Origin of the sequence: Bacteroides bouchesdurhonensis (assembly GCF_900155865.1) — a bacterium.
Classification (GTDB): Bacteria; Bacteroidota; Bacteroidia; order Bacteroidales; family Bacteroidaceae; genus Bacteroides; species Bacteroides bouchesdurhonensis.
Map to the genome: position 1 here is coordinate 454,780 of NZ_LT707006.1, position 14,587 is coordinate 469,366.

Genomic DNA, 14,587 nt, shown 5'->3' on the forward strand with positions numbered 1-14,587 from the left:
TGGTACAATTCCAGCGATTTCGTGCAGCAACAAGGCGTGAAGTGTAACTTTGCAGATTCTATCCCATGGGTGATATTGTCTCCCATTGAACAGAGCATCAAGCAGAAGATTGAGTCTGTGGGAATACCCTTGAAGGATTGGAACATCCAAATCAACTATGGGATAAAAACTGGTTTCAATGATGCTTTTATCATTTCTACCGAAAAGCGTGATGAGATACTAGCGAATTGTCAAACAGAAGATGAACGTGTTCGGACGGCTGAACTTATACGACCGATTCTTCGTGGCAGGGATATCAAGAGATATGAATATGAATGGGCGGACTTGTGGATTATAGCCACATTTCCTTCGCGGCATTATGATATAGAAAGTTATCCTGCGGTGAAAAATTATCTTCTGTCAATTGGCATAGAGCGTTTAGAACAAACAGGAGAAACTCATATTGTTAATGGCAAAAAAATAAAAGCCCGAAAGAAAACTAGTAACGAGTGGTTTGAAACACAAGATAGCATCAGTTATTGGGAGGATTTTTCTAAGCCAAAAATTGTATGGAAAATAATCGGAAACCAAATGGCTTTTGCATATGATGCCAACAATTATGTAATGAACAATGCCTGTTATATTATGACAGGCGATCATTTGGATTATCTGTTGGCAGTATTGAACTTTTCCAATAACTGAAGTAACCTTCGTGTAATCATACGAGTCTGTGATTTCCTGCGTTTACGCAGTTTGCTATAAGCAAGATAGGCACGGCGTACATCAAGATACTTGTTACGGGGACGTTGTATGTGCAAGGTCTGGCAATGTTTGCACAGATGACGATGAAGCCATACAATACCTTCCCATAAGAGTTTGGTATCAGTAGGAAAACGCAGATGACTTTCATAACAGGTGGCATCGGTCATACAGACATGAAGGTTCTCAAGATAAGGTTTCCAATGCTCGGCAAGAATGAGCTGGAGGGGCTCAACGTCAAGGCGATGCGCTAGTTCCTGACGAATTGCACTAACGATTTTAGGATTGGTTAGTGGATGAAGCGGATCAATCTGAACACCACAAAACAACTGGTAATGAATATTACCGTTTAAATGCTCAATCAGTTGTGCATCGGAAAAGTTGGTATAGGACTTCAAGACCATCAAGGCTATTTTACCTTCGGGAGAAAAATAACTTTTACGACCCAAAGCAGAGGACTTCAAATGCATTTGTCGGGCCAGTTCCGAGAAAGGAAACAGAGCATGGAGGCGACCTAATTCACTCGTTGCAAAACTTTGACGATATTTTTTTAGCATATCGAACTCGGTAAAACCTAAACGAGGTTCGATTTCTGAGATTTTTTGTATCTTTACCATGTGTTTTTATTTTAGATTACCCCCGTTTTGGCCGTCAAACCTTTTTTTGGGGGGAATGCTTAAAGATACAAAAAAGGCAACTAACTCGCAATGAATTAGTTGCCTTAAATTTTATTATTTTAGGAATATCCCTGTTTTAATGATTGGTGTCTGGAACTGGTTGAGGAGTTATACTATAGACATTTACTGAATGTCCCTGTATAGTGTCGATAATATTAAAGAAAAACTTGTTATCTCCCTATATGCCAAAGGAATGAGCGTGTCAGACATAGAAGAGGAGATGCGTGAAATCTATGAGATAGAACTGTCCACATCAGCTATTTCCATCATCACGAACAAAGTCAACCAGGCTGCTCAGGAATGGCAGAACCGCCCTTTGGATCCGGTCTATCTCATCGTTTGGATGATTCTACCTATTTTGACTTTTCAGCCTATTAATTGTTTTGGTAACTTCGTTCATTAGCTTTTGATTGGAAGTTCTAAATGTGTTAAGTTCTTTGATTATATCTGCTTTATTATAGTATAAATTATACCAGCCTAATGTTTCAGCAGCCAATATGCGAAGTTCTTCTTCTTGGCTTTCATTTTTTATAATGTTCAGTAATGGCTCAATAGCTTTAGCAATAGGTTTATTTCGGAACCTACTTATTTCGCTTTGTATCTGTTTGGTAGTACTTTCCGGACTGTCAATAAGTGCAAAATCTCTTTCAAGTCCTTTCTTTTGGCGAGGAAGGTATTCTAACAATTCATTCACATAGGAAGAATCGTAGAAAGACCAATCGGCAGCCTGTTTCTTCAATTCATTCAAAGCCATATCATGGTCGAACGTGTTGATAGCACTAAAAATTCTGAAACGATGGCGGTTTTCATGTCCGCGTAATAAATAGCTTTCTATCCATGCCGGCAACAATTCCGGATTGCAATTCTTTTCAACGTATTCCACCGCATAACGACGGATCAGTTCATAACTGTCGTTCATGGCTGTCTGCAATACATCGGCAACCTCTGTCGGATAGTTCAAAGCTAATAGGCGTAATGCTTCCAACCGCACAACGAAATAGTTCGATTCGTGGTAACTTTTCTTCAGCAACTCAACGAGACCACTATAATTTGCCATTGACAATTGACGGAGCGCCATTGCCTGCATGTCAGCCATAGGGGAATTCAGCTGTTTTTTCCAGAATGTAACATTTCCTTCCTGCGCAACTAAAGCTTGGTTGATGTCCATATCCAGCCCGGCATTATTGGTGAAGTGAAAAGTCGGGTCACCGATCAGATGATTTTCCAAGAAGCAGGTAAAACGAGTGAACTGCCCGATGCGCATACCGGCAGCTAACAAGCCGAGAAATTCATCCGGCCATTTATCTTGAATGGTGTTAACCGTACATCCCATAGTAGCAATGGTCTTACCCTTATTGAATATATAAGAGCCTACAATGTTGTCATCCAAATGGAAAGAACCGTTGAAACAAGCATCGAACAATATAAAACGCGCATTAGGAGTCAAAAGACGAATATCTTCAGTATAGATATCCATATTACGGTTTACAATGGAATCCGATTTTATTTTCTCCTCATCGAAAGCTTCCGCACACCAACTTTCAGGCACCCCATACTGCTTGGCATATTCTTTGATAGCAGCTTCACGCCCATGTTTCTTGGCGTATGAAGGCACTTTGCTTCGCAAGAATATTTTGGCATTCTCAATACTCAAATTAATACCGGAACCATTTTCATAGCCATTGATATACTGCATGGTGGGGCCACCGTGGTGATGGAATAGCATGACATCTAATCCTTCGCGCTGAATCTCGTTCAAGTATAATGGTTTCATCGGATAGCGCATGTTAAAATCATAGAACTTCACTGTATTACCCGATTTGAATATTTGCGGCAATTGCTCACGTAAGGCTATTTGCTCACCGCTCCATGCCAAAGGATCTTCAGAATTGTAACCATGGCCACGGGCCATAGTCAGTTGGTCAAATGCATTTTGCTTTGCTTTTTCGGCAACTGCCTTTTTTAAGTAATCGCGTAGCATCTGATAACGGTTCTCACCTTCTAAATGTAATGGACGGATACGGGCCGAATAAATATCCGGTGAAATATACTGTTTAGAATCAGCACGCAATGTCATATAATGATAGTCAGGTATCAAACTGTCTTGTTTAATATAATCAAATTTTAATCCGAAGTCATCATAATAACGGTCGGAAGGAACGCTTGATTTCTGCCAATTGGCTTTGGGAGACCTTTTGAAAGCCGAAGATAGATGATGTGCATCACGAATCATTGGAATAGGGATGTCACCTATAAATACGCAACCCTCCAAAGGCGTTTTCTCATTCTCATGCAATTTGACAAGTTGCTCACGAATAGGTTCGGGCCTTTTCCAATCATCAATTAGCAAGTAAGTACCTAAACCTTCTTTTTCTATACTGGTACGATAAGCATCAATTTCACTTTTCGCTTCATCATAACTTTTCTGATCGACTACAATTGCAAAAGTAGTCTTTGTTTTTATACTAGGATGTACAACTGTTTGCGCCTGCATATCCTGTAAGCACAAAGCGGTAATTGCCAAAAGGATGTATTTATTCATATTTATAAACTTAATCTTTTGATTGTCTGTTCAAGCTCTGCTTTTAAATCTTCCGGAAGATTGGCTGTTTGTTGCATCTTCTTTATTTCTTCAAGAATGTGTGGCCGTTGTACAGAATTAGTAAACCAACCTAATGCTTCGGCCATTACTACACGTACTTCCTGTGGATTACCGGCATCACGAATTACATTCAAATAATCATCCACGTGGAAATGGAATGTATAGTTACGCACATTGCGGATTGCACTGATACGTTTTGCTTCCGGTGCAGCTACATCCATCAAGGTCTGATGGACTTTTGCCTCTTGTACAAACATTCTTTCCAGGCTTCTTAGTAATCGTTTTTTCTCTTCGTTTTCATTCAAACGGTCAACTTTTGCATAAAAGTCTTCTATTGTCTTTTCTACTTTCTCTTTCGGATAAAGGCTTAAAGCCTTGTTGGCACTCATTTGTACGCGTAAGCGTTCATTATGTTCGACCAATGCTTCCACAATAGCGGGCAATAAGGAATCGTCACCTACAAATCCAGCATAAATGGCACTTTGGCGAGCTACCATTTCATAAGTATCGTTCAAACCTTCGCGTAATGCTTCGATGAAGTTGTCGTCCTGATAACGGCTCAACAACTTGATAGCTTCCATACGAACCGTATTGAAGCCACTTTCCCGGTACTTCTTCAGGAGCAACGGAGATAATTCCTTTTGGGTATCGGCGTCAGCCAGCATACGCATGGCCAAACTTTGTACATCAGCGTATGGGCTGTTTAACAAATTCTTCCAATAGGCTTTGTCATCTTTGTGTATTGTTATATCGGTACTTAAAGTATTGGCTTCGATAGGAGCAAAACGGAAAGTGGGATCACCAAACAAATGACCTTCAAGTGATGCGATTAGCTTATTGTATTGCCCGGCTCGTACACCATGGGACAACAAACCAATCATTTCAATAGTCCAGCGGTCTTGCAATACGTTACGGGTATTTCCTTGTGCTACTAATGTCTGACCGTCATTAAAGATATATTGTCCTGCTATATAGTCGTTTTCGTGAAAAGAACCGTTGTAGCACGCATCAAACATTATCATCTTCGGATTAGTGGAAAGATTTCTCTTCATTAAATCTTCCGTTACGATACGTTCATCAGCGTAGTGAAGAGAGTCTGCTTCCCAGAACTTAGGATTGTCCAGGTCTTTAAAAAACACCTCATTCACTTGTCGTTTTTCCTGCATCTGAATACGTAAGGTGTCTTTGTCACGTTTTCCAACATGGGACATGACTGCATTATAAAGTGTACTCTTCAACATTTTATAACGATTATTGAAATCAGTGCATGCCAATTCATCATTAATAAGCTGCCCTGTTGGCATTCCATGTTCATGAAACATAAATAAGTCAAGGTCCTTTCGTTGCAATTCGCTGAATAACTTATATTTCATAGGGTGTTTCATTCGGAAGTTCCAATGTTTGAATCCCATTTGACGACCAAAAGCTAATGGAAAGTTCTCCATATAAGCTTTTTCGTCATCCATCCATACAATCAGGCAATCGGAATTGTAAGAAGCACCATTGAATGAGAATACCCGATCTAATTGATTATGCTTATCTGCCTTGGCAGCAGCAGCTTTCTTCAGATATGAGGCAATGGCCGCATATTTATCCCCTTCCTTTTTTTCCGGATACTTGATACGAGCTGAATAGAAAGTAGGATTTAGCCGCTGGGGACTGTCTTCTGTCAATTTGTAGTAGAAATGCTGATGATTTACTGAGTCTTGCCTGATGAACTCAAACTTTAAGTTCAGATCATCATAAAAGCGGTCGGTAGGTACGGAAGACTGATCCCAAGGAAAGGCTTTCTCATTCATTTTGAATGCAGTAGTCATGTGTTGCGCATTACGTACCAATGCGACAGGCACATCGCCGATTAAAACCAGACCTTCCAATGAAGGGCATTCTTGATATGTTTTGATGATTATCTGTTTGACTTGATCTGGATTTTGCCAGTCACCGCTGATCAGATAAGTTGCCAAACCATCATCTTCAACCGCAGTTTTGTACTGATGCATGGCATCTTTGGTATTTGCATAAGTTTGGTTATCTGTTATGATAGCAAAAGCGGTAGGTTGTTTGACCAATGGCTTTATGACTGTTGTTTGTGCATTTCCTGCCAATGGCAAAAGAAATGCCAGATATATTATTTTTTTAATCATGGCCAATTAATTTTTAAGTCTGTAATATGTACGGTCGGCTTCTTCACGAAGGTTCTCGGATAAGCTCTTATCTTTTCTCAGTTGATCGCATACCCGAAGGATGTCAGGCTTCCGATAAGAATGAGTGAACCAAGCAAAAGCCTCCAATAAACAGGTTTTTAGCTTTTCACTTTCACTGGAGTCGGTAAGTAAAGCCAAGAGGCCGTCTACACAGGCATGTGCCATATGATTTTTCAGAGAATTGCAATAAAGGATGCGCCAACGTTCGGAAGTTTCTTTGCTTAATAACTCTTTTTGCATGCTACGACTATTATTGGCATTCTCCAAAACCTTACGCATCTCCTCCTTGTCTTGCAACACATAGGTCTCAGCCATTACTTTATCAATTGCCGCCTGTACGGCTGCCTGATCAAAGACTTGAAGCCCCAAACTCACATTAAATGCCACACGCTCGGATAGGTTGTCTTCTACATAGGCTTTGATTTGCGGATAAACATACTCGTTCAGTCCCACATGTTGCATCATACGAACAGAGGTGCGACGAATAAATTCATAGGAATCCGTAATGGCCAAGTGTAAGACTTCCCGGAAGTTTTTGTCACTAATCTTCTCAAGCAATGCCAAGCAGGTGAAACGTACCATCATGAACGAGGAAGTTTCAAAAGTTTTTCTTAATAAATCAGAAATACCCGGATAGTCATTGCGATAAAGGTTGTGCAAAGCAAAATTCTGTATGTCGGCATAGGGCGACTGTAATAACTCCAACATGCGGGACTCGCTATATGGTTCTTTGAACAAAGCATTGGCATCTACCTCATTGATAGATTGAAAACGTAGAGTAGGGTCACCGGTAATGTGCGATTCGAGAATATTCGTCAATTTAGCCCATTGCCCCACTCGTGCTCCCATACCTAACAGGCCGAGCATCTCGTTTGCCATTTTATCTTGCAGTACATTGACTGAATTGGCAAAAGTAGTTACGCATTTTCCTTCCGACATGATATAACGTCCGGCAATGTAATCTTTTTCCCGGAAATCACCATTATAGCATGCATCGAAAATTACCATACGGCTATTAGGCTTAAACTCTGTAACTTCCGACAGGATAATACCGGTGCGCAGGTCTAGTAAAGAATCTTCTGCAATTACTTTGGGATCATCATAGCCTGCAATCCAAGTAGTGTCCAAACCGTATGTGTTTTTCATCATATCCAGCATTTCGTCGAAAGACTTTTTGTTGTTTTGCTTTCTACGCGCTAAACCACGATAATAGTACTTCATTGCATCTACATGAGCATTCCACCTATTAGTAGCGGGACTACCGGAAAGATATTGACGTTCGGGCATACCATGCTCATGAAAAATAGACAAGTCCAGATCTGTGCGTTTCAGCATATTAATGACATCGTCCTTGGGATAATCGCTGAAATTATAACGGATGAAACGGGCCCGTCCCTCTTTATCGAATACGCCCGGCATTTGTTCGCGAATAGTAAAGGTTTCCGGTGTCCATGCAGTCAATGAGTTAGAGTAAGAGCCATCACCTGTATAGGAGAAGAATTGGTCTAATTTATTGTTTATCTGGTGCTCAGCCACCACTTTTTTAAAATAGCGGCTGATTTGCGCATGCGGTTCTTCGCCGTTATCAACAGCTTTGACACGTGCAGAATATATGTCACACCGAATTTGCTGTGGAGATTTTATAGCCAAATTATAATAGAAGAAATTATTTTCGACACTGTCCTGTTTCAAAAAATCGAATTGTAGGTCGAAATCATCGTAGAAACGGTCGCTGGGCACTGAAGAATCTCTCCAGTCATTGTTTTTCTCATCCATTTTAAAAGCGGAAGTCATATGCTGGGCTTTGCGGAGCATTGGAATAGGGATATCACCGACAAATACCACTCCTTCCAATTTATCCTTTTTGTAGAGCTTAACAATAACTTTCTTTACATCTTCCGGTTTATTCCATTCATTGTATACGATGAACGTAGGCAACCCTTCCATTCCTAGAATCTCCTGATAGGCTTTAAGCTCGGCTTCACAAGCCTGAAATGTCCCTTTATCTGTAATTACAGCAAAAGAGGTGTCCTTTACTTTCACAGCCGGTTTAACAAATGTCTGTGCCCGCAGAGATAATATGCTGCAGAGCATCAAACTTCCAGTTATTAATTTACGCATGTTTTGTAATATAGATTTCGTTATGTAGCATTAAAAATTACATCCTAAACTTATCGATAAATGAGTACGCCCATCATAATCATAGTCAGAGGTATTTACACGATCGAATACAACTTTTGCAAATAAGTTCATACGTCTGTTTTCTCTGACTTGTTGCGAATACGTTATCGACCCGCCAATACGATAGTAATCACAGGTATAATAATTAGTCAGCCCTTGTTGTAATTCGGTTACAGTTGGATAGTCTGCATGGCTGCCACCATATACATATTCACCTCCCAGATTATTGTTATACGCAACATGAACATCTATTAAAAGCCTGCGATTCAAACTATTGCCTAAAACAAAATTTTTTTTGCCACCTAAGCCTAAAGATAAATTTTCTGCATTCTGTACAGAATTAGGCATTAAATATTCATCGTCTTGCTTGGTATAATTCACATTTAATTCTGCTTTCCAACTATATTCATTCCCGCGGTTTCTGCTTAATGCATAATTAAGAGAAGCGGTTTGTGCCTTGTACGTAGAACGGATGTTATTATATAATTCCACCCAGCCACTTTGTGATTCAGAGTTATCGCGTTGAGAAATATACTGAATACCATCGATGTTACGATTTGTATATGTGGTTCTCATATAATTGGTATAGTCCTTTCCTTCCTGAATCATCGTTAAAGAAACATGAGCAGTTTTATCTTTTACACCGGCTATTTTTTTAGGAGTCGTATAGCTCTGCTGAACAGTTTCCGCTTTTACATCGTAACTGCCCTCAAGCAGTAAATTGAAAGAGGGCATACTGAAGTTGTACTGGAGAGCTCCACCGAAACGGTCTCCAATATAATTGCTGGTTACACCGCTGCCTATTCCTTTTATGGCTGTTCCCAAACCGTATAATATATAATAGTCCTGATCCACATAAGAGTTGACATTACTCATTCTTGAGTCTTCCTTGATAGAACTATACTTGAAACTTGCACCAAACTTGTGTGAATTATTCAACTTGTAAGTAATCCCCGGCGTCAGTCCCAGCGTATAAAAACGGGTATCCACACGCGGGTCGCGCTGTTTGGCAGCTAATGTAGCTACATAATTACCTTCCAACCCCAATGCCCAATGATTACCAAGTAAAGGAGTAGCTGCACGAAACTTCAGATCGTAATATTGATTTCTCCATTTGCTTAAGTGCTGGTCTGCGACATAGTAAGGCATTCCCCTGAATGGATCGGCAATGGAGGCGTTATATCCGGCATCTGTCAGATTTTTTTGTGCAAAATTAAATGCTCCCCACACATATGCATTTTTCAGATTGATAAAGCCTTCACTGGATACACCTACGATAGCCTCTTTCTGCCCCTCTTGCGGACGGCAATAGTTTCCGTCCTGTAAGTCATATCCCAATATAACATTCGAATAATTCTGAATATCATCGAATGGCATACCGGCAGCATTCTGTGAATGAGACCATAGTCGTCTTGTTTTCAATTGTTCCATAGCGGCGGGAGAGAAGCCCTGTGCCGCTCCCACCATACTTACAAGGCAGGCTATCATTACCAGCAGGCAGCTTTTCATATAGTTCATATATTGTTTTTTCATTGTTCTGTCTTTTTAGTTAATTATTACAATGTGTGATTCCATGAAGGCATTTTTGCTCCATTACGACGCATTACAGGAACAACGCCACGTTCAAAGTCATCCGTACTGTTGTTTGTATCCTGATATATATATGTACCTGTTTCTTCGCGAATAATAGGATTACCTTCTTCGTCTGTGGACAATTTGCGAGCAATACCTAAACCGCAATAAGTAGCTCCTACCCAAGTAATACCTGCATCAAGTACACCGGGGACACGTTTTGCATTCATCTTTGACTCATTGTTTACTGCTTCAACAGCATCCAATACATATTTAATAGGTATTTTTGCATAATAAACATTGCTGTTCGGTTTGCTAAGATCTGTTGTCTTCATATTTTCATCGTTGACCGGATCCCAAGCTTCTCCTTCAGGAACACGAAAAATCACATAAGCACCTCCGAATACGGATGTCAAATATTGTGGTATACTTCCCATCTCTGCTTTTCCTTGGTAGAAAACATGTTGCATATCATAAGCTGCCTGGTCAGGGAAGTTTGGATTATTCATATTAAACTCAAACTCAGAACTACTGCCGTCTATAGGACTTTGAGGGTTATAGATGTCCAACTGATGGTTAGCGGCAAATTGAGAAATGATGCAAGATTCACCTGGCGCTAACGGATATTCGGTTCCATTTCCTGGAAATTTCCACACACGTTCTCCATATGCATAATTATTACCGTCCGCTTCCGGCCAAATAGGTAATTTAGTGGTAGCTGTACCCGGAGTTAAATTTGCGAAATAAATACCGTCCAAATACAAAATGTCAGCAGAGTTATTGTATATCTCATAGAACTGGTCTCGGAAATAGACTCCTCCTTTTTCCGGACGGCTACCGCAATAATAAATCTCCTTGAATATTAATGGGCTCACTTTAAGCCCTTGTACTTCAATATTCAATGCGCTACCATGCTTAAATAATGCCGCATTTACAGAATTGCCATTGATGTAGTATTCATTGTTTTCTGTATCGATCGCTGTACCGGATACTGTTACCGAATAAATTCCGGGGATAATTCCGTCAACTTTCACACTATTATCAGTTACTTCTTTTACATAATGTAAATCTTCATCGTAATTGTCGAACTTTACAGTCAGATCTTTCAGTGTGGATATATTTTCAACGGTAATATCCAAATATACATCCACTGTGATAGGATTCACTTCTGCTGTGCCAGACATGTCCCTGAACGAATCGCATCCTATCAAAAGGGTACTTGCCAATGTAAACAAATATATTAAATATTTTTTCATAACTTCCTAAACATTATAAAGTGAGTGATAATTCCAGCCCAAAGAAAAATCGGTTATTCAATTGAATATATGAACCCGGATTACGTTTGGATTCTCTGCGCGGATAACTTCTGAACATATTGTTGGCAAAGAAAGAAACACGTAGCATATTGCTAATTTCTTTAGTTACATTCAAGTTAAAACAAAAATAAGGACTGTATGATTCTTTTATAGCATTATTATGACTTACATTATTCAACATATATCCATATCCTGCATCCTTTACTTGCTGGGTAGTGGTATATTTCCCCTTGGGAAACATATTTACAGACGCATCTTCCAATGCTAAATAGCCCACAGGTATAGAATCGTTTCCAAATGTATTCCAATTAGACTGCTGCCAAATAGCTTGTGCTGTCATCGTAACAACAAAACCGATACGCGGGATATTGTGAGTGGCACGTAAAGTCGTTACAAATTGTTGTTTGTAACTTGCATTGCCTTCTTGAGAATAAATGGCCACCGGTTTACGGGCTGAAGCAGCATCTTCGCTATTGTCATAGAAGCTATAACCCTGACGCCAACTCTTAGTACGCATCCATGAGCCATTTATTTGGAAGGCCGTACGGATAGCATCAATACGTCCGATATTCAAATCAAATTCTAAACCTTTAGTTTCTATATTTAAATTATTAGTTGGTTTTGCATAAGTAGACAATACCGGTAGGCTACTACTAAGCTCTATCCCGTTTTCTGTGCGCTGGTATTCATTGTAGATAAATGTATTGAAGGTGTTGAAGGTTTGGCTCATTACATAACCATCCTTCAGACGCTCCTTATAAGCTATTACATTCAGATTGGTTTTACCCACTCGTAAATTAAAACCGACTTCTGCTTTATGATTTTGGGCAATCTTCAAATCTGAGTTATCTACTTGCCGAACTTCTGTGGTAGTCATAAACAAGCGCTGGCTTTCCGGAATATTTTCATTGGTAAGCTCATTTATATTGATATATTCAAAATATGCATTTTCTGGATATAAATAGAGAAGAGAAGGCATCTTTGCAGCAATACCGTAACCTCCCTGAAGACTTAATAGATTCGGAATCAAATCAATGGATGCATTTACACGTGGCGAGAAAATGCCTCCTACTACTGAGGTATGATCATAACGCACACCAGCCTGAATGTTCAAATCATGCGTACCGCTTATGGACCATTTGAAATTATCTTCCACATATGCACCAAATTGGTTAATGAAAGGAATATCCTTATAGTTACGTGGACGGAAAGATGAATTATGACCGTATTGACTACGATAAGGAGGAGTACTTGGGTCATAAGTTTTTCCTTTACCAACGTTACCGTCACTCCGGAAATCCGCACCAATCAAGATGCGGTTGTTTACATGACCGCTCGCCTTGAATAGAGAACTCGTCACTTTAGCAAACAAATTAACTTCACGACTATCGATCTCATAGTGTCCCAAATAGCTGCTTGGTAGATAAACAGCATAATGATTTATGTCTTCCGGTCCAAAATTAGTAATTTGATTACCATTGGCATCATAGATATGCTGACCTGCAAAGTTACTAAGTACCGCACCGTTTGTAGTGGTCATGGAATAAGGAGATGTAGCAGAACTGTATACGGTTTCATAATAACTGTCTTTATCCATATACGTACCTGACAATACATAGCGTAGTGTTTTTAACCAGCCCTTATTTATATTCCATGTACCATTGGTATTCAAAGTAAAACCTATATCGCGGCCTTCCGAAGCTGTTTTAGTTTGTTCATCATCAGGATTACGTTCACGTTGATCCTTACCATAAATAAAATCAAAGCTGGAATTGGTACGTAACTTATTATTAAAGAAAGTATTTGAATAGAGCAACTTTGTTGTGGCACGCTGATAGTGCTGGTAACTGGATATTGGATTATTCGTATTATAAGCATAATCTGCACTTACATTTAAAGCGCCTTTCTTTTTTCCAAGTTCAAAACCGGTTCCCATAGACACCTGATAGATATTGGGATTGGCTTTTGCTTTGACACGTAGCGGCTCACGACCAGCTTTTGTATTAATAATTACTGCTCCTGAGGTCAGATCACCATATTCAACAGAAGGGATACCACGAACGATTTGTATAGACTCTATATTTTCAGTAGAAATACTACGAACATCGGTTCCACCAGCCGGCGAGGCACCTCCGGCCAATGAAGCGGGTGTTTCCGTACCACTTAATACCGTAGGGCTCATCGCAGATAGATTAGCATTATTTGAGATGGGGGCACCATCACGAATTATTGCGGTGCCCATAGCATTCATCGGAGCTTCCGGACCACTGGAACTGGAAACTTGACGGATGTTAATCTGTTGTGCCGAACTCATATCTTGATTCTGTGAAATTCCACCTGGCATCAATGACATTACATCATATAAACTGGTCGCTTGCATATGGTCCATAGCAGAGCGGGAAATGTGAGAAGATGTGGATTTGCCTGAACGGCTGTTGGTTGCAGTTACTGTAACTTCTTTCAACTTAAAATCCTCATTCCTCATTGTAAAATTAAGAACCAAATCCTTATTTACATTTATTAAGGTGTCAATGGAGACTTTGCCCAAATATTGAATTTGCATACGAATTTTACCAGTAGGTACGTTTTCCAGTATGTATCTACCATTTTCATCAGAGGTTGTCCCTAGTGCAATTTCAGGAATAGACACAGCTGCAAATTCTAAAGGCAAACGCTTGTTGTTGTGGTCGTACTCATAAACAGTGCCTGTAAGTTTTACTTTGTAATTGTTTTGCGATTTGATAGGGAGGGCAATTCCTATGCAAATAAGTATAAACAAGTATATAATATTACACCCCAAAATACCTTTTTTCATAAGTAACATCATATTTATTAATAATGCAAAATTATATGTAAATTTTAAATTAAAACAAACCATTGTGTGTAACAAAACTAAAATTATTAAAAATACATGTTGTTTTTGTTGGTGCCGTTGCATAATCTCACAGACCTCAACCGTCTGTTGTCTAACAATATAGCAACTGCATTATATTTAGGAAAATCCAATATATATTAGTACTTTATTTAAGTTCCATACATAGTAATACGGATCTTGAGTGATTAAAAGCAAACTGCAAATCTAAATAAAAAACGGGATGGTTGTAGTTCTGATATGCTATATCTTAATACAACGCAGATAAATACTTATATTTTCATTGATAGATCTAACTAAGTTAAAAAACGGATTTTCTCCAAAATTCTTCTGATAGCTCCGTTCCAGCCTCATATTTATCGCACTTTACAGAAGCCCCAGTTCAAATATAAGGAAACTGTATCTCTCTTCGATAAAAGATCTAT

At 39.4% G+C, this 14,587-nt stretch carries 6 protein-coding genes and 3 pseudogenes; 2 read left to right on the forward strand and 7 right to left on the reverse strand.

The features are described from left to right. Nucleotides 1–6 precede the first annotated feature (6 nt). Nucleotides 7–666: pseudogene (locus CZ225_RS01700) on the forward strand (TaqI-like C-terminal specificity domain-containing protein); the annotation flags it as partial. On the opposite strand, the pseudogene CZ225_RS24810 reads toward CZ225_RS01700, so the two are convergent. Further along, nucleotides 666–1,355: pseudogene (locus CZ225_RS24810) on the reverse strand (transposase); the annotation flags it as partial. The pseudogenes CZ225_RS01700 and CZ225_RS24810 sit on opposite strands and share 1 nt — an antisense overlap. 232 nt (nucleotides 1,356–1,587) lie before the next feature. Here CZ225_RS24810 and CZ225_RS01710 point away from each other — a divergent pair. Beyond that, nucleotides 1,588–1,761, forward strand: a pseudogene (locus CZ225_RS01710) (transposase); the annotation flags it as partial. 3 nt (nucleotides 1,762–1,764) lie between these two features. On the opposite strand, the gene CZ225_RS01715 reads toward CZ225_RS01710, so the two are convergent. From CZ225_RS01715 to CZ225_RS01740, 6 genes are read right to left on the reverse strand one after another with little or no spacing between them, the layout of a single operon-like run. Continuing rightward, on the reverse strand, nucleotides 1,765–3,957 hold the full coding sequence (locus CZ225_RS01715) for a hypothetical protein (RefSeq protein WP_004311265.1): 2,193 nt from the start codon (nucleotides 3,955–3,957) through the stop codon (nucleotides 1,765–1,767). 2 nt (nucleotides 3,958–3,959) lie between these two features. Continuing rightward, nucleotides 3,960–6,161, reverse strand: coding sequence for a HEAT repeat domain-containing protein (locus CZ225_RS01720; RefSeq protein WP_011108060.1), 2,202 nt, complete (start codon nucleotides 6,159–6,161; stop codon nucleotides 3,960–3,962). Between the two features lie 6 nt (nucleotides 6,162–6,167). Continuing rightward, nucleotides 6,168–8,342 (reverse strand): HEAT repeat domain-containing protein, encoded by a 2,175-nt coding sequence (locus CZ225_RS01725; RefSeq protein WP_005651733.1) that lies wholly within the window; start codon nucleotides 8,340–8,342, stop codon nucleotides 6,168–6,170. Nucleotides 8,343–8,372: 30 nt separating this feature from the next. Further along, nucleotides 8,373–9,935, reverse strand: coding sequence for a DUF6850 family outer membrane beta-barrel protein (locus CZ225_RS01730; protein ID WP_004327091.1), 1,563 nt, complete (start codon nucleotides 9,933–9,935; stop codon nucleotides 8,373–8,375). Between the two features lie 23 nt (nucleotides 9,936–9,958). Next, nucleotides 9,959–11,230: a DUF4876 domain-containing protein gene (locus CZ225_RS01735; protein ID WP_004312956.1), complete on the reverse strand. Its 1,272-nt coding sequence runs from the start codon at nucleotides 11,228–11,230 to the stop codon at nucleotides 9,959–9,961. A 13-nt stretch (nucleotides 11,231–11,243) separates the two neighbouring features. Next, nucleotides 11,244–14,114: a TonB-dependent receptor gene (locus CZ225_RS01740; RefSeq protein ID WP_004311273.1), complete on the reverse strand. Its 2,871-nt coding sequence runs from the start codon at nucleotides 14,112–14,114 to the stop codon at nucleotides 11,244–11,246. Nucleotides 14,115–14,587 lie beyond the last annotated feature (473 nt).

Excerpts from the sequence above, each read along its gene's own strand:
- CZ225_RS01715 (WP_004311265.1), bottom strand. The coding sequence starts at position 3,957 with ATGAATAAATACATCCTTTTGGCAATTACCGCTTTGTGCTTACAGGAT.
- CZ225_RS01720 (WP_011108060.1), bottom strand. The coding sequence starts at position 6,161 with ATGATTAAAAAAATAATATATCTGGCATTTCTTTTGCCATTGGCAGGA.
- CZ225_RS01725 (WP_005651733.1), bottom strand. The coding sequence starts at position 8,342 with ATGCGTAAATTAATAACTGGAAGTTTGATGCTCTGCAGCATATTATCT.
- CZ225_RS01730 (WP_004327091.1), bottom strand. The coding sequence starts at position 9,935 with ATGAAAAAACAATATATGAACTATATGAAAAGCTGCCTGCTGGTAATG.
- CZ225_RS01735 (WP_004312956.1), bottom strand. The coding sequence starts at position 11,230 with ATGAAAAAATATTTAATATATTTGTTTACATTGGCAAGTACCCTTTTG.
- CZ225_RS01740 (WP_004311273.1), bottom strand. The coding sequence starts at position 14,114 with ATGTTACTTATGAAAAAAGGTATTTTGGGGTGTAATATTATATACTTG.